Origin of the sequence: Kitasatospora sp. NPDC090091 (genome assembly GCF_044747365.1) — a bacterium.
GTDB lineage: Bacteria > Actinomycetota > Actinomycetes > Streptomycetales > Streptomycetaceae > Kitasatospora.
Window position 1 is genome coordinate 116,871 of the sequence record NZ_JBIVDY010000004.1, and the last position, 16,132, is coordinate 133,002.

Sequence of the window (16,132 nt, forward strand, 5' to 3'; positions counted from 1 at the left end):
AGCCGCTCCCGAGGACTCAGGCCGCGAGATCCCGCCGCTCCAGCAGCCGGAAGGCGGCGGCCAGGCCGGCCACGCCCACCGCGCAGAGGACGGCGAGTGACGTCCACGGAACGGTGCCGTGGGCCAGCGCGTCGCCGGGGGTGTAGTAGTGGAACGGGCTGAGGTAGCGCAGGGGCGCGGCCGGGGACCAGGCCAGGGCCACGAAGTTGAGCGCGAAGCCGACCGCGCCGAAGGCGACCGTCGCACCGATGACGTAGGCCCGGCGCCGGCTCACCGCCGAGACGGCCAGCACCGGACCGGCCAGGCAGAGCGCGAAGGCACAGCCCAGCAGTCCGGCGGCGAACACCCCGCCGAGCGGGACGGCGTCCCGCAGGTCCGGCGAGAGCGCCACGCCGACGGCGATGGTGGCGGTGGCGGCGGCGTTGAGCAGGAAGGAGGCGGCGAGCAGGGCGGCCGCCCGCTCGGCCAGCAGCCGGCGACGGGAGACCGGCCGGGTCATCAGCAGCTCGATGGTGCCGGACTCGGCGTCGGCGGCGACGGCCGCCGCGCCCAGCGCGCCGATGGCGGTGAGCTGGAGGGCGATCCAGAACGGGTGAGTCAGGCCGGCACCGAGCAGGCCGGGGTAGCTGGCGATCGAGACGTCCCCGTTGGAGCCGCTGAACGCCTTGAAGGCGCTCGGCGGGGTCCGGCCGGCGCCGAACAGGTCGGTGGGCGGCACGGTGCTGGTGATCACGACGATCAGTGCCTCGAAGACGACCATGCCGATCAGCAGCGCCAGCAGCATCCGGCGGCGGCGGTGCAGGGCGAGCCAGACCAGCGGCAGGCGACGGTTGACCGTGCCCCGGCTCATGACGCCCGCCCCCCGTCCGGGGCCCGGTAGAGGTCGAGGAAGGCCTCGTCCAGGCCCGCCTCCTCGACCGTGAGGTCGGCGACGGGCTGCTCGGCGAGCAGCCCCCGCACCGCCGCCACCACCTCGTCCGGCGGCACCAGCAGCTCCACCCGTTGGCCCTCCCACCGCGGCGACCAGCGCTCGGCCGCGCCCAGCGGCCGGGCGCCCCGCCCGTCCCCGAGGACGAGCCGGATCCGCCGGGCACGGGCCCGGCGCAGCCCGGCCACCGACTCGACCGTCACCAGCCGGCCCGCGCGGACGATCGCCACCCGGCCGCAGGCACGCTGCACCTCGGGCAGGACGTGGCTGGAGAGCAGGACGGTGCGGCCGGCGGCCGTCTCCTCGGCGAGGAGTTCGAAGAAGGTCTCCTGGACCAGCGGGTCCAGCCCCTCGGTCGGCTCGTCCAGCACCGTGAGCGCCGGCCGGTGCTGGAGTGCCTGGACGATGCCGAGCTTCTGCTTCATCCCGCGCGAGTACTCCCCGACCGCACGGTTCAGGTCGTGCCCGGAGAGGCTCAGGCGGGCGCAGAGTTCGGCCTGCCGCGGGACGGCGGCGCCCTGGAGGGCGGCGAGCAGGTCGAGCGTCTGCCGCCCGGTGAGCTCCGGGTAGAGGCGCAGCTCACCGGGCAGGTAGCCGATGGATGGCGCCAGCCGGCGGTGGTCGGCCACCGGGTCCAGCCCCAGGACGCGCACCACCCCGTCGCTCGGCCGCAGGAGGCCGACCAGGCAGCGCAGCGTGGTGGTCTTGCCCGCCCCGTTCGGGCCGAGCAGGCCGAACACCTCGCCGGCGCCCACCTCGATGTCCAGACCCTCGATGCCGACGGTCCGGCCGTACCGCTTGGTGAGTGACCGGAGCTCGATCGCGGGTGTCCCGCTGTCGGACATCGCCCCACCTCCCGTGCTGACCGCGGGCCTCCCGTGGGGACCGCGGGTTGATGGTGCCCCCGGCCGGGCGCCGCGAACCGCCGCCCATCCTGGCGTGCCGGCCGACGGCCCTCCCAGGGGCTGGAGACCCCCCTGTCCCCCGTCCGTCGGCCCTGGACGCGGGGTGCCCGGGCGGGGGCGCGGCGGGCACTTGCCCCCGGTCACCCGCCGACCGTCACGGTGTGGCGACGGGGATGCCGTCCGGGCGGCCGGCGAGCAGGGCGGCGATGTGGTCGGCGCAGCGCAGCGCCGCCTCGGCCATGGCGCTGCGGGTCATCCCGGCGACGTGCGGGGTGAGCAGGGCGTTCGGGAGGCCGAACAGCGGCGAGGCGAAGGCGGCGTGCTCGTGCGCGAAGGTGTCCACGGCGGCGGCCGCCAGCGGGTGCCCCGGGTCGCGCAGCGCGTCGGCCAGGGCCTGCTCGTCGACGATCCCGCCCCGGGCGGTGTTCAGCAGGACCGCGCCCGGCCGCAGCGCCGCGAGTTCCGGCCGGCCGATGATCCCCCGGGTCTCCGGGGTGAGCGGCAGGTGCACCGAGAGGACGTCGCTGGTGGACAGCAGCTCGCCGAGGGAGGCCACCGGGCGGATTGCCGGCTGACGGGCCGCCACCGCGCCCGCACGGCGGGAGAAGCCCTGCACGTCCATGCCGAGCGCCCCGGCCCGCTCGGCCAGGGCCAGGCCGATCCGGCCCAACCCGAGGATTCCGAGGGTGAGTTCGGAGAGCCCGCGGGCGGGGGTGGTGGGGCCGGCCCAGCGGCCCTGGTGGGCGGCCCGGTCGAGGTCCGGGAGGTGCCTGGTCAGGGCGAGCAGCTGGGCGAGGGCGAACTCCGCGACCGCATCAGCGTTGGAGCCGGGCGTGTGGGTGACGGCGACGCCGTGGCGGGCGGCGGCGGCGAGGTCGACGTGGTCGGTGCCCGCCCCGGCCCGGCCGATCACCCGCAGCCGGTCGGCCGGCGCGCGGTCGGCCGCCGCTGCCAGGAAGCCGGCCCGCAGCGGCACGCCCGCACGGGACTTGACGGCGTGGTAGCCGGGCCCCCGCCGGACCTCGGCGATCAGGGCCGCCTCGTCGAAGAGGTCGATGTCGACGAAGTCGATCCGGTCCGCCCAGGCCGCCCGCACGGCGGCCGGGTCGGCGACCCGGCGGAGGTTGAGCGTGACCGCCAGTCCGTGCCCGAGCAGCCGCTCCAACTCCCGCCCCAGCAGCGCCCCCGGCGCCGCGTCGAGCAGCAGCGTCCGCACACCTGTCATGAATCCCCCTGTCGTCCCGCTCCGCCGACCCTACGTGCACGGAGGGCGCGATGCTTCGGCGGGCCGGGAGGTGCGGGGGCGGGGGCGGTACCCAGGATTAGGGGTGGGAGTTGGGTAGCGGTACGCATTGATCCCCGGTCGGCCGGGCCGGTTTGCTGGAGTCCCACCCCCGCGAAGCCGCCGACCACCAACCCACCGGAGGCCGACATGACCCGCCGTGAGCGTTTCCGGCTCTACGCCCAGGAGCACTTCACCGCCCTCGACGACCCCGGGCTGGTCCACCCGGCCCGCCGCAACAGCGGCGTGCGACGGACCCGCCTCGCGCGGCTGGCCCGCCTCTCCCGGCTGGCCGAGCGCGCCACGTACCACCACCGCTGACCGGACCGCGTCCGGCGGAGGACGCGGGCAGCCCGCAGCCCCCTCAGGCGTCCGGGCCGGTGCGGGCCGCGGTGGTGTCGCCGTCGGCGGCGGCCAGCGCCTCGCGCAGCTCGGAGCGGCCTACGCCGAGCTTGCGCAGCACGCTCGCCACGTGGTGCTCGACCGTGCGGGGCGAGAGGAACAACGCCCGGGCGATGTCCTGGTTGGCCGCGCCCTGGGCGGCCAGGGCGGCGACCTGGCGCTCCCGCGGGGAGAGCTTCTCGCCGTAGCCGCGCCGCCCCGGGGAGGCCGCCCGGCCGAGGCCCAGATCGCGGCGCAGGCGCTGGCAGCGGGCCGCGTCGGAGGCCGCACCGAGGGCCAGGTAGGCCTGCTCGGCGGCGGCAATCCGCTCCCCGGCCGCGGTGCGGTCGTGCTCCGCCAGGGCCGTGCCGGCCCGCTCCTCGGCCCGGGCCGCCTCGTAGGGCCGGCCGATCTCCCGCCACAGGTCGCGGGAGCGGGTGAACTCCTCGGCCGCGCCGGCCTCTCCGGCCCGTTCACCGTCTCCGGCCCCGTCGCCGTCTCCGGCCCCGTCGCGGTCTCCGGCGCGGGCGCCGTCCGCCAGGAGCAGGCCGCGCGCGAAGGCGAGCGCCGCGACCGCGGCCGGGGCCTCACGGCCCTCCAGGCCGGCCTCGGCCTGCCCGACCAGCTCGACGGCCGCCGGGCGGTCGCCCTCGGCGAGGAGCACCTCGACCGCGACCGGCAGCAGCTCGGCGGCCCGCGGCCAGGCCCCGGCCCGGCGCAGCGCCGAGAGCGCCGGGGCCAGCGTGGCCGCCGCCTGCGCGCTGTCGCCCTCGGCGAGCTGCAGCGCGGCCGGCCCGGCCGCCGCCCGCATCGCCGCGGTGACCTGGGACTCCCGCTCGCCGTACGGCCTCGCCTCGGCGAACCGCTGCCGCGCCACCGCGAGCCGGCCCCGGGCGACTGCCAGCCGGCCCAGCAGCAGGGCCTGCTCGGCACTGGCCATCGCGAGGTCCGGGAACTCGGCACCCAGCGCGGCGACCCGCTCCTCCAGGCCCTCCCAGCGCCCGGCCAGTCCGTCCAGCCGGGCCAGGGCGATCCGGCTGTAGCACTCCAGGTACGGGATGGCCGCCTGGCGGGCCAGCCGCCGGCTCTCCTCCAGCAGCCGGGCGGCCCGGCGGTCGTGGCCCAGTTCGACGGCGATCTCGCCGACGTTGAACAGCGCCCGGGTGGTCTGGCGGACGATCTCGGCCTGCTCCGAGCGGCGCGGCAGCTCGTCCAGCAGCGCCCACACCGCCGGGTCGCCCTCCCGGGCGAGGAAGGTCAACCGGGTGGCGCGCAGCGCTGCCGCCACCTCCTCGTCGGGGTCCGCGGCCAGCGTCCGCTCGGCCCGCTCCAGCCACTCCCGGGCGCGCTCGCTCGCGCCCTCCCGCTCGTTCATGGCGAGGGCGACCATCGCCCGCGCCGCGCGTGCCGGACGCTCCTCCAGGTCGTCCAGCGACTCCTCGATCCCGGCGAAACCGGCCCGGTCGCCGCCGTGGATGGCCGTCAGGATGCCTAGGGTGAGCCGGATCTCGCCGCGGTCGGCGACCGGCAGCCGCGGGTCGGCGATGATCGCCGTCAGCGTCGCGGCGCTCGCCGCGGAGTCCACGCCGTTGGCGGCGATCCGGGCCAGCGCGAGCGCGGCGCGGCCGCGGCGGCTGGGGTCGAGGTCGGGCTCGTCCAGCAGCCGGTGCAGCAGCACTCCGGCGCTGCCGCTGTCCCCGAGCGCGACCGCCTGGTCGGCGGCGGCCTCGGCCACCTCCTGCCAGGCCGCCCGGTCGCCGAGCGCCAGGGTGTGGTGGGCGATCTGCACCAGCGGCCGGGGCTCGCGCGCGCCCAGCGCCTCGACGGCCCGCCGGTGCAGGGCGGTGCGCTGCGGCCCGGGCAGCCGGCGGTAGGCCACCTGCTGCGCCAGGACGTGCCGGAAGCCGTAGCGGGCCATCGGGTTCTCGTGGAGCACGGCCGCCCGCAGGGCCTCGGTGAGCCCGTCGGCGGTGGCCTGCAGGTCGAGTCCGGAGACGGCGGCGAGCAGTTCCTCCCCGGCCGGCACGCCGAGCACGGCCGCGGCGGCGGCGACCGCCGAGGCGTCGGCGGACAGGCCCGCCAGGCGCTCGGTGACCGCGTCACGCAGACCGCGCGGGACCTCGGAGTGCTCCAGGTCGGCGGCGAGGTCCGCGGCGTCGGTCAGGCCGCTGCCGCCGCGCTGCTCGCAGAGGGTGATCAGGTCCTCCTCGGCGACCAGCGGCAGGCCCTCGCTGCGGTCGAAGAGCACCCGGGTGAGCGCCGGAGTGGCGCGCGGGCCGAGCGCGGCGCGGGCCAGGTCGTGGACCTCGGCCTCGGCCAGCGGGTTGAGCCGGATCAGCGCGCCGCCCACGCCGGCCGGGCGCCGGTAGGCGGCGCCGAGGGCGGGGGTGTCCGGTGGCAGGTCCTCGGCCCGGTAGGTGAGCACCAGCGCCAGGCCCGGTGGCATGTCGCGGGCGAGCAGCAGGAGCAGCTCGCGGGTGGCGTCGTCCACCCAGTGCAGGTCCTCGATGACGAGCACCACCTCGCCGAGCGCGCCCAGCAGGGCGCGGACCGCCTGGACGAGCAGGTGCCGGCCGGGCGGCCCGTCCCCGGCGCTCGCCGGGTGGGGCGGGAGCCGGTCGGCGAGGTCGGGCAGCAGTGGCCGCAGTGCGCCGGCGCTCGCCGGGATGCGGTCGGACGGCGGCAGGAGCGGGCCGACGGCCCGCAGCGCGTCCACCACCGGGCCGAAGGCCAGCGGCTCGCGCAGGGGGTGGCAGAAGCCGGTCAGCACCCGTCGGCCCGCGGCGGCGGCGCCGGCCGCGGCCTCGGCGACCAGGCGGGACTTGCCGAGTCCGGCCTCGCCCTCGACCAGGACCACGGCGGGCGGGCGGAGCATGGCCTCGGTCAGGCGGGCCAGCTCCGGCTGCCGCCCGACGAAGTCGAATCCCGCGCCGGGCGCCCCCGGCTCGGCCGGCCGGTTCACGGGCGCCCCTCCCGTCCGTGCGAACGGCGCTCGCCGGGAAGGGGTGCGGAGGGCATGGGGCCATCATGCCGTGGGGGCGTTCGGTCGTGCCCGCCGGGGTGCCCGGTTCCCGCTGCGGGGAGCGGAGTCGGGCGGTGTGCAGGGCGGGCGGCCCGGTGGACGGCGGGGTGATGGCAGTGCCCGGACGGGTGGTGCGGGATCGGGTGGTGCCGGACCGGCGCCGGGTGGCGACCGCTTGCAGCATCCGCGGCGCGAGGCGTACCGGGTTCGGTCACGCGGTGCGGGCGTCGACCGGCAGCGGGCCGGGCGCAGGGCGCCCGAGCGGGCGGGGCGCGGCCGCGGCCGCCGGGGCGCCCGGGAGCCGCCAGTGCCCGCCGCGCGGGGCCGGCGGGCGGGCGCGGCCGGCCCGGTCGGGGAGTTCGAGCACCGTGCAGCCCAGCCTCTCCAGCCGCCGGACGGCGGCGCGGGCGGCCCGGTCGTCGAGCGAGAACACGAACGGCCCGGGCACCAGGACCACGTCCACCCAGCCGTGCTCGGCCTGGCCCAGCAGCCGTTCCAGGGCGGGCAGCCGGGTGCCGGAGCGCATCCCGTTGTCCACGTAGGAGCCGGGCACGGGCAGCCCGTGTTGGAGGGCGAGCCGCTCCAGGGCCGCGCGCTGGCACTCCAGCCCCGCGGTGTCACTGGGGTAGCAGCGGAGGTACAGCGCGGTCCGGGACGGCCGACCCTGCCGGGAGGGGTGGTCGATCATGCCGTTCACCTGCTTTTCCGAACGGAGAGTGGGGGCGGGCGGGAAACCCGTCCACTCCAGCAGGCCCTGCGGAACACTGGGGGATCAATAGGGGTGATCACCCAATCCTCGTACGGGCGCCCCGGCCGCTTGGTGCGGCCGGGGCGCCCGGTGGCGGTGGCGGTCAGCCGTCAGCCGTTGGAGCGGGAGAACGCCTCCAGCCAGCTGATCTTCGGGCCGAAGAGGCCCACCGACGCCGCGCCGGTCGACAGACCGGACGCCGACGACGGCTGGGGAGCCCCGCCGCCGTACGCCATGGCCGCCGTCGGGACGGCGATCGTGGCCACCGCCGCCAGGACCGCGGTCGCGGCGAACTTGCAGAGCGTTCCGCGAACGGACATCTCATGACCTCCAGGTCATCGCTGCTCGTCGAAATCTGCCCGGGTGGGCAGGCCGGGCCCGGAGCGGGCCGCGGAGGCGCCCCGGCGAGGGGCGCGCGAGCCACGTTTGCACACGAACACAGCTGGTTCGAGCTCCCTGCAACCGGAGCGGTGCGAACGGGTGACAGAGATCCCCCGCCCGGACGAGTGGGGCGGGCCGACCGGAGTACGCGCAGCCGGGGACACCGTCGGCCGTGCGCGGCGAAGGGGGCGCGCCGCCCGGCCTGCGGCGAGCGGAAGCCCTGCCGGACAGGGCCCAGAAGACCCGGACGCCCGCTCAGGGACCGGAACCCGCCGTGGGGCTGACGGCGGGTTGCTCGGCGTCGCCGAAGCGGGCCAGCGCCAGAGCCCCGGCGATCGCCGCCGCGAAGCCGAGGACGGCCAGCGGCACTGCGCCGTGCCGGGTGTGGTCGCCGAGCACCGCGACACCGACCACCGCCGGCCCCAGCGTCTCGCCCAGCACCATCGCCGCCGTCGCGGCCGTCACCGAGCCGCACTGCATCGCCCAGGTGAGCGCTGCGAAGCCGCCGAGCCCGGCGACGGCCACCGCGTACGCGGAGGGTTCGGTCCACAGCTCGGCCGGGCTCAGGGCCGGCAGCACCCGCACGGCCACCCCGACGACACCGAACTGCAGGCCGGCCACCAGCCCCAGCAGCGGCGCGGCCCGGCGGCCGCCGAACCGGCCCGCGGCCCAGCCGGCCGCCAGCAGCAGCACCGCGACGACCAGGGTGCCCAGCCGGAGCCCCTCGCTCCCGTGGCCCTCGCCGTCGCGCCCGGCGGTCACGGCCAGCAGGCAGAGCCCGGCGGAGACCGCGGCGACGCCCGCCCACTCCGTGCGGCGGAGCCGGATGTGCAGCACCCGCGAGGCGCCGACGGCCGTCACCGCGAGGGCGGACGCCAGCGCGGCCTCGACCACGTAGAGCGGCAGCCGCTCCAGCGCGTACAGCTCGGCGCCAAAACCGGCCATGTCCATCCCGACACCGACCGCGAAGGGCCACTGGCGCAGCGTTCCGGCGAGGGCCGCCGCCTCGCCCGGGCGGTGGCCGACGGCGGCCCGGCGCGCGCCGAGCGCCTGTAGCACGGTGGCCGATCCGGTCAGGAGGGCGGCGAGCAGCGCCGCGAGCAGGCCGGTGGACATGGCCCCGACCGTACGTCCCGGGGCGGCTCGACCGGAACCGGACACGCGGACGGAACGGGCGGGTGCCACCCCCGGGCCGTGGCACCCCCACCCGGTGCTCTCCGGTCCTCAACCTCTCGGAGGGCATCCGATGCGATCGGACTGCCCCTGCTACCCCACTGGCCCCCTCGCCAAACGCCCCCGGCCGGCCAGGGGCGGACGCCCGGCCGCGGGCCGGGCTCAGGACGCCGTGCCGTCCAGCAGTGCGCGGGCCGCGGTGAGCTCCACGGCCGCCGCCTCCGCCGCCGCCTCGACGTACGCGTGGCTGCCGGGCCCGACCGGGATGCGCACCGGCAACGGGCCCGGGGTCGCGACGATCCGCAGCACCGCCCGGGCGAAGTCCTCGGCGCTGCCGACCGTCGGCCCCTCCGCCATGGCGCCGAGGAGGCCGCGCATGGGGTCGGTGAACGCGGCGTAGAGCGGCGAGCGGCCGGCGGCGTCGGTGAGCGAGGTGCCGTAGCGGGTGGCGTAGCCGCCGGGTTCGAGGGCCGCGACCCTTATCCCGAACGGGGCCGCCTCGGCGGCCAGCGCCTGGGTCATGCCCTCCAGGGCGTACTTGCCGGTGACGTAGGCGGCAAGGCCGGGGAAGGCCATCCGGCCGGCCAGGGAGGAGATGTTGAGGATGTCGCCGGCGCCCTGCGCGCGCATCAGCGGCAGCGCCAGCCGGGCCAGCCGCCACGGGCCGACCACCAGGGTCTCCAGCTGGTCCCGCAGTTCGTCGTCGGCCACCTCCTCCACCGTGCCGAACACTCCGTTGCCCGCGTTGTTGACCAGGACGTCGAGCCCGCCGACCCGGTCGGCCGCCGCGGTGACGGCGGCCTCGCACTGCGCGGGGTCGCGGACGTCCAGGGCGAGCGGCAGGACGCGGCCGGGGTGGGTGCGGGTGAGCCGGTCCAGGGTCTCGGTGCGGCGCGCCGTGGCCACCACGACGTCCCCCGCGGCGGCCGCCGCGGCCGCCAGTGCGTGCCCGAGCCCGGACGAGCAGCCCGTCACCAGCCAACGCCGTGCCATCCGGTGTCCCCCACTCCGTATCGAACCGTCGGCGGCCACCGTCCCAGAGCCGGCGCCCGCCGCCCAGGGTCCTGACAGGCCATCACCCGGCGCATAGGTGCGCACATGGGGCGCGCCCGTGCTTCGCGCGCCCGCCGATGAGGTGACCTCCGGTGGGGCGAATCACGCCACGTCCCGCGGCGAACGGGAGTTCGAGGTTCCTCCACCCGTCCGGTCCGGGGGTGTCCGGCCCAACCCGCCGGACCTGGGACGCGGCCCGCCGAGGCGTTCGACCGCCCCGCCGACCCGGCGTGCGCGGGGGCGCACCGAGAGTGCGCCCTACCACCAACTGCCGCTCACCGGAAGTGCTTTTCGGCACTTACCCCTCGCATGGGCGAACTGGTCGCAGGCACGGGCACGGCGAGCCCGGGGCGCGGTAGGACTGGTGCCGGCACCATCCCGGCAGACCGGGCGGGCGCCCCGAACCGGAGTCCCGGGACATGGCCGAAAGCCGCCCGCCGACCCACCGCGGGGTGCCGCCCCCGGGCCCGGACCACCCGACCCTTGTCCTTCTCAACCCCCTTTCCCTACGAGTCGCTTGAGGATGCTGATGCTTGGTGCTGGATCGTCACCCAGAGGCCGGCGCGCCACTCCCGTCCTGGTGTGGCTCCTGCCCACGGTCGTGACGGCGGCGGTCGCCGTCGCCGCCGCATCGGTGGCCTCCGCCGGCGCCCGCGCCGGAGTCGCCTGGTGCGGAGCGGTCGGGACCACGGCGGTGGCCGTGGTCGCCGCCGAGACGGCCCGCCGGGGGCGCGCCCTGGCGACGCTGCGCGAACAGAGCGCCCGGCAGGAGATAGAGCTGCGCCGCCGGCTGGCCGAGCAGGAGGCCGAGACGGTGCGGCTGGCCACGAGCGCCCTGCCCGAGGCGGTGGCCCGGCTCCAGCGCGGCGAGTTCAGCACGGACGTGCTGAAGGCCCACGAGTCCCACAACCCCGTCGTCGGCGCCGACTTCCAGGCCGCCCTGCACGCCGTGCTGCGCACCGTCCTGGAGGCGGTCGACAACGAGGAGGGCATGCGCGAGGCCGCCCAGCGGGCCTTCGTCAACATCGCCCGCCGGGTGCAGGCGATCGTCCACCGCCAGGCCCACGAGCTGCGCGAGATGGAGCACCTGCACGGCAACGACCCGGCCGTCTTCGGCGACCTGCTGCGCCTGGACCACGGCAACGCGCTGATCGGCCGCCTCGCGGACAGCATCGCCGTCCTCGGCGGCGCCCGCCCCGGCCGCCAGTGGAGCCGCTCGGTGCCGCTCTACAGCGTGCTGCGCGGCGGCATGTCCCGGATCCTGGACTACCAGCGGGTGGAGCTGCACCCGGTCTCCGACGTCGCCGTGGTGGGCCCGGCCGTCGAGCCGCTGATCCACGCCGTCGCCGAGCTGCTGGACAACGCCACCCGCTACTCGCCGCCGCACACCAGCGTGCACCTGACGGCGGCCGAGGTGCAGACCGGGATCGCGATCGAGATCGAGGACGGCGGCCTCAGCCTGAGCGAGGAGGGCCGGGCCCGGGCGGAGCGGATGCTCCGCGAGGCGCAGGCCGGCATCGACCTCAACGACCTCGGCGAGACGCCCCGGCTCGGCCTGGCCGTGGTCGGCCGGCTCGCCCAGGCGTACGGGTTCCAGGTGTCGCTGCGGCACTCCGCCTACGGCGGGGTCCGGGCGGTGCTGATCGTGCCGCAGGAGCTGATCACCACGGCCCCGGCGACCGGTCGCGCCCACGGCATCGGCGTCACCTCGACCTCGCGGCCGGACCCGTCCACCGCCCCGTCCGCGGCCGGCTTCGACCGGTCCCCGTGGGGCGCGCGCAAGGTCTCGCCGCCCGGGACCGGTTCGTCCGCGGGGCGGTCCGCGGCCGGCCCGTTCCGGTCCTCCGCCGCGGCGCCGTCCGCGGCCGGTGACGACCTCCCGGTGGTGACCGAGCGCGCCGCGAACGGCCTGCCGCAGCGCCGCCGGCACGGGGCCCCCGTCCGGAGACCCGTTCCCGGGACGGGCCGCCCCGGGGCCCGGGCCGTACCCGAGCCGGCCCCGGAACCCGTCCAGCCCGGACTGTGGCTGGCGGCGTTCCACGAGGGGGTGAACGGCACCGGACCGGCGGCCACGGCGGACGGCCCGACCGTGAACGGCCACGGCTCCGGGGCCACCGGTGCGCAGGGCACCACCACTCAGGGCACCGGCGCACAGGGGCACGACGCCGGCGGCCACGGTACTGGCGCCCACAGCAGCGAAGAGTCGGCGGGGAAGGGCGAGCAGTGATTCAGCAGCGGACCAACATGGACTGGATGCTCAAGGACCTGGCGGAGGGCGTCCCGAACGTCCGGAACGTCATCGTCCTGTCCGCCGACGGCCTGCGGATGGCCCAGTACGGCACCGAGCCCGACACGGCGGACCGCCTCGCCGCCGCCTGCGCCGGCCTGCAGAGCCTGGCCGCCGCCGTGGGGCACGAGTTCCCGCACGGCGACGGCCGGATGCGGCTGGTCGTGATCGAGATGGGCGGCGGCTTCTTCTACCTGATGGCCGCCGGAGCCCGGGCGTTCCTCGCGGTGCTCGCCGACGAGGGCGTCGACGCCGGTCTGATGGGCCAGCGGATGCGCGACCTGGTCGCCCGGATCGGCGAGCATCTCAGCACGCCTCCGCGCAGCAGCGGGCAGGTGGCATGAGCGAGGCCGACCGGGACTGGGACGACGGCGATCCCGAACGTCTCTACGTCATCACCCGCGGGCGCAGCGGCCCGGCCGAACAGACCTCGTTCGACCTGGTCACCCTGATCGTCGCGCGCGCCGAACCGACGCCGGCGATGCAGCCCGAGCAGGCCGCGATCCTGCGGATCTGCGGTGCCCCGCTCTCGGTCGCCGAGATCTCCGCGTACCTGCGGCTGCCGGTGAGCGCGGTCACCGTGCTGCTGACCGATCTCCTCGCCGAGGAACGGATCGAGGCCCGTACCTCCGTCCCCGCGGCGATCCTCCCCGACCGTGCCCTGTTGGAGGCGGTGATGCATGGACTTCAGAGACTCTGACACGCTGGTCGGCCCGGCGAGCGAGGACCTCCTCCCGGACACGGCCACGATGGCGGTCAAGATCGTGGTCGTGGGCGGCTTCGGCGTCGGCAAGACGACCCTGGTCGGCTCGGTGAGCGAGATCCGCCCGCTGACCACCGAGGAGACGATGACCCAGGAGGGCGCCGGGGTCGACGACCTCGCCGGCGTCGAGCGCAAGACCTCCACCACGGTCGCGATGGACTTCGGCCGGATCAGCATCAGCGAGGAGCTGGTCCTGTACGTGTTCGGCACGCCCGGGCAGGAGCGGTTCTGGTTCCTCTGGAACGGTCTGTTCGAGGGCGCGCTCGGCGCGGTCGTGCTGGTCGACACCCGGCGGCTGGAGGTCAGCTTCGAGGTGATCGGGCGGCTGGAGGACCGCGGCGTGCCGTTCGTCGTCGCCGTCAACGCCTTCCCCGAGTCGCCGGCCCACCCGGTCGACGAGCTGCGGGCCGCCCTGGACCTGACGCCCGAGGTGCCGATCATCACCTGCGACGCCCGCAGGCGCGAATCCAGCCGGGACGTCCTGCTCACGCTGATGCGCTACCTGTACGACCTCGCGGCCCCGGCGGGGTGACCGGGCGCCCGTCGGGGCGCGCTCCCCCGGGCGCGCTCCGACCCGGCCCGGTACACCACCGCTTTCGCCCTCACCCCGGAGAGACAGTGACCACCCCCTTCGCAGACGACGACGCCACGCCCGCCTCACCGCCGCCCGGCTGCCCCGCCCACGGGCTGGACACCGCCGGGCTGGACACCGCCGGGCTGGGCACGGCCGGCCCGGACCCGGTCGGGTCCTCCGGCCTCGGGCTCGACGCCCCGGGCCTGCGGCGGATCTACGGACCGGAGGCCGAGGCCGACCCGGCGGGCCTGTACGAGAAGCTGCGTGCCGAGCACGGCGAGGTGGCCCCGGTGCTGCTGCACGGCGACCTGCCGGCCTGGCTGGTCCTCGGCCACTCCGCCAACCTCACCGCCCTGCGCACCCCCTCCCGCTTCTCCCGGGACTCGCGCCGCTGGACGGCCTTCCAGGAGGGGCGCGTCACCCCGGACTCCCCGCTGATGCCGGTGATCGCCTGGCAGCCTCTCTGCGTCTTCGCCGACGGCGAGGAGCACCGGCGGCTGCGCGGCGCCGTCACGGAGAGCCTCAACCGCTTCGACCGGCGCGGGATCCGCCGCTACGTCACCCGCTTCACCGACCAGCTGGTCCGGGACTTCGGGCCGAGCGGCCGGGCCGACCTGGTCAGCCAGTTCGCCGAGCACCTGCCGATGCTGGTGATGACCCAGCTGGTCGGCATGCCGGAGGAGTACGGGCCCCGGCTGGTGGACGCCGCCCGGGACCTCATGAAGGGCACCGAGACGGCGATCGCCAGCAACGACTACGTCGTCGCCTCGCTGCGCCGGATGATGGAGCGCAAGCGGACCTCGCCGGGCACCGACCTCGTCTCCTGGCTGATGGAGCACCAGGCCGGGCTCACCGACGACGAGGTGCTGGAGCACCTGCGGGTGGTGCTGCTGGCCGCGAACGAGACCACCGTGAACCTGATCGCGGACACCCTCAAGATGATCCTCACCGACGAGCGGTTCCGCGCCCACCTGTCCGGCGGCCACATGACCGTGCCGGACGCCCTGGACCAGGTCCTCTGGGACTCCGCGCCGATGTCGCTGGTCGCCGGCCGCTGGGCCACCGGCGACACCGAGCTCGGCGGCCAGCAGATCAGGGCCGGCGACATGCTCCTCATCGGCATCGCGGCCGGCAACGTCGACCCGGTCGTCCGGCCGGACCTCTCCAAGCCGCTCTACGGCAACCGCTCCCACCTGGCCTTCGGCAGCGGGCCGCACGAGTGCCCCGGGCAGGACATCGGCCGGGCCATCGCCGAGGCCGGCATCGACATCCTGCTCACCCGCCTCCCGGATCTCCAACTGGCCGTCCCGGAATCCGAGTTGACCTGGACATCGGCCTGGATCTCCAAGCACCTGGTGGAGCTGCCGGTGAGCTTCGGCCCGCGGTTCCCCGGCGAGGACGACACCCTGCCGCAGCAGGCCACGGGGGCCGCTCCCGGCGGCGCGGACGGTGCACCGGCCGCAGTGCCGGCTCCACCGCCCGGCGCCACCGCGTCGGCGCCGGAACCGGCGGGCCGGGTGGCGCTCCCGCGCCGGCGGCGCAGCTGGTGGAGCCGGCTGACCGCCCCGTTCCGGCGCTGACGGGCCCTGGGCGGGGGCATCCTGGGCCGGACGCCCCCGCCCGGGACGGGCCGGGCCCGGCACCGGGTCACCAGCGGTCGTGGACCTGGGGGCGGATCCTGCGGTCGTAGAGGTCGCGGACGGCGGCCAGGGTGGCCTCGGGCAGGGCCGGCAGCGCCGCGGTGCCCGCGTTGGCGCGGGCCTGCTCGGGGTTGCGCGCGCCGGGGATGACGGTGGTCACGCCGGGCTGCTGGACGATCCAGCGCAGCGCGGTCTGCGCCGGGGTCGCGCCCCCCGGGGTGAGGGCGGCGAACTCCGCCGCGGCCTCGACGCCGGTGGCGAAGTCCACACCGGAGAACGTCTCGCCCTGGTCGAAGGCCTCGCCCTGCCGGTTGTAGGTGCGGTGGTCGTCGGCGGCGAACGTCGTCTGCGCGGTGTACCGTCCGGACAGCAGCCCGGAGGCGAGCGGGACCCGGGCCAGGATCCCCACCCCGGCCGCCGCGGCGGCGGGCAGCACCTGCTCCAGCGGCTTGAGCCGGAACGCGTTGAGGATGATCTGGACACTCGCCACGCCGGGCCGGGCGATCGCGGTGAGCGCCTCGGCACAGGTCTCGACGCTGACGCCGTACGCGGCGATCCGCTCCTCGGCGACCAGGGTGTCCAGCGCGTCGAACACCTCGTCCGAGGAGTAGACAGGCGTCGGCGGACAGTGCAGCTGCACCAGGTCCAGCCGCTCCACGCCCAGGTTGGCCCGGGAACGGTCGGCCCAGGCCCGGAAGTTGGCCAGGTGGTAGTGCTCGGGGCGCTGCTCGACGCGGCGGCCGAACTTGGTGGCGACGAAGACCTCCGCGTCCGGCCTGCCCTTCAGGTAGCGGCCGATCAACTGCTCGCTGCGCCCGTCGCCGTAGACGTCGGCGGTGTCGAAGAGGGTGACGCCGGCCTCGACCGAGGCGTCCAGGACGGCGAGGGCGTCCTCCTCCCGCACGTCGCCCCAGTCGGCGCCGAGCTGCCAGGTGCCGAGTCCCACGACCGAGACGGGCCGGCCGGTACGGCCGAGTACGCGCTGTTCCATGGGG

General features: G+C 76.6%; 15 protein-coding genes. 6 read left to right on the forward strand and 9 right to left on the reverse strand.

Annotated features, from left to right (window positions below):
• Positions 1–16: 16 nt before the first annotated feature.
• From ACIPSC_RS08410 to ACIPSC_RS08420, 3 genes are all read right to left on the reverse strand, one after another.
• Positions 17–850 carry an ABC transporter permease subunit gene (locus ACIPSC_RS08410; protein ID WP_400824232.1) on the reverse strand — a complete coding sequence of 278 codons (834 nt, stop codon included), beginning with the start codon at positions 848–850 and terminating at the stop codon, positions 17–19.
• Entirely contained in the window at positions 847–1,773 is a 927-nt protein-coding gene (locus ACIPSC_RS08415; protein ID WP_400824233.1) for an ABC transporter ATP-binding protein, read from the reverse strand. Before ACIPSC_RS08415 ends, ACIPSC_RS08410 begins: the two co-directional genes overlap by 4 nt.
• Positions 1,774–1,987: 214 nt before the next feature.
• A complete protein-coding gene (locus tag ACIPSC_RS08420; RefSeq protein WP_400824234.1) occupies positions 1,988–3,058 on the reverse strand; it encodes an NAD(P)-dependent oxidoreductase in 1,071 nt (356 codons plus the stop codon).
• Between the two features lie 207 nt (positions 3,059–3,265).
• Here ACIPSC_RS08420 and ACIPSC_RS08425 point away from each other — a divergent pair, with 207 nt between their 5' ends.
• The gene (locus tag ACIPSC_RS08425) at positions 3,266–3,436 is read left to right on the forward strand and encodes a hypothetical protein (RefSeq protein WP_238950809.1); all 171 of its coding nucleotides are present in this window, start codon (positions 3,266–3,268) and stop codon (positions 3,434–3,436) included.
• A gap of 43 nt (positions 3,437–3,479) precedes the next feature.
• Here ACIPSC_RS08425 and ACIPSC_RS08430 read toward each other — a convergent pair whose 3' ends face one another.
• From ACIPSC_RS08430 to ACIPSC_RS08450, 5 genes are all read right to left on the reverse strand, one after another.
• Positions 3,480–6,458, reverse strand: a complete 2,979-nt coding sequence (locus ACIPSC_RS08430) for an AAA family ATPase (RefSeq protein ID WP_400824235.1) — start codon at positions 6,456–6,458, stop codon at positions 3,480–3,482.
• A gap of 271 nt (positions 6,459–6,729) precedes the next feature.
• A complete protein-coding gene (locus ACIPSC_RS08435) occupies positions 6,730–7,206 on the reverse strand; it encodes a recombinase family protein (protein ID WP_400824236.1) in 477 nt (158 codons plus the stop codon).
• Between the two features lie 170 nt (positions 7,207–7,376).
• A complete protein-coding gene (locus tag ACIPSC_RS08440; RefSeq protein WP_313767515.1) occupies positions 7,377–7,586 on the reverse strand; it encodes a hypothetical protein in 210 nt (69 codons plus the stop codon).
• A 316-nt stretch (positions 7,587–7,902) separates the two neighbouring features.
• Positions 7,903–8,763 carry a hypothetical protein gene (locus ACIPSC_RS08445; RefSeq protein WP_400824237.1) on the reverse strand — a complete coding sequence of 287 codons (861 nt, stop codon included), beginning with the start codon at positions 8,761–8,763 and terminating at the stop codon, positions 7,903–7,905.
• Positions 8,764–8,982: 219 nt separating this feature from the next.
• Positions 8,983–9,813, reverse strand: a complete 831-nt coding sequence (locus ACIPSC_RS08450) for an SDR family NAD(P)-dependent oxidoreductase (protein ID WP_400824238.1) — start codon at positions 9,811–9,813, stop codon at positions 8,983–8,985.
• 589 nt (positions 9,814–10,402) lie between these two features.
• On the opposite strand from ACIPSC_RS08450, the gene ACIPSC_RS08455 reads away from it, so the two are divergent.
• The 5 genes from ACIPSC_RS08455 to ACIPSC_RS08475 all read left to right on the forward strand — a co-directional run bounded on the left by ACIPSC_RS08455 (position 10,403) and on the right by ACIPSC_RS08475 (position 15,077).
• A complete protein-coding gene (locus ACIPSC_RS08455) occupies positions 10,403–12,100 on the forward strand; it encodes an ATP-binding protein (protein WP_400824239.1) in 1,698 nt (565 codons plus the stop codon).
• Entirely contained in the window at positions 12,097–12,504 is a 408-nt protein-coding gene (locus tag ACIPSC_RS08460; protein ID WP_238950843.1) for a roadblock/LC7 domain-containing protein, read from the forward strand. The genes ACIPSC_RS08455 and ACIPSC_RS08460 overlap by 4 nt, the downstream gene beginning before the upstream one ends.
• Positions 12,501–12,860, forward strand: coding sequence for a DUF742 domain-containing protein (locus ACIPSC_RS08465; protein ID WP_400824240.1), 360 nt, complete (start codon positions 12,501–12,503; stop codon positions 12,858–12,860). The genes ACIPSC_RS08460 and ACIPSC_RS08465 overlap by 4 nt, the downstream gene beginning before the upstream one ends.
• The gene (locus ACIPSC_RS08470; RefSeq protein WP_395292581.1) at positions 12,841–13,455 is read left to right on the forward strand and encodes a GTP-binding protein; all 615 of its coding nucleotides are present in this window, start codon (positions 12,841–12,843) and stop codon (positions 13,453–13,455) included. Before ACIPSC_RS08465 ends, ACIPSC_RS08470 begins: the two co-directional genes overlap by 20 nt.
• Positions 13,456–13,541: 86 nt before the next feature.
• Complete coding sequence (locus ACIPSC_RS08475; RefSeq protein WP_400824241.1) at positions 13,542–15,077, forward strand: cytochrome P450; 1,536 nt, start codon at positions 13,542–13,544, stop codon at positions 15,075–15,077.
• Positions 15,078–15,144: 67 nt separating this feature from the next.
• Here ACIPSC_RS08475 and ACIPSC_RS08480 read toward each other — a convergent pair whose 3' ends face one another.
• Positions 15,145–16,128, reverse strand: coding sequence for an aldo/keto reductase (locus tag ACIPSC_RS08480; protein WP_400824242.1), 984 nt, complete (start codon positions 16,126–16,128; stop codon positions 15,145–15,147).
• Positions 16,129–16,132 lie beyond the last annotated feature (4 nt).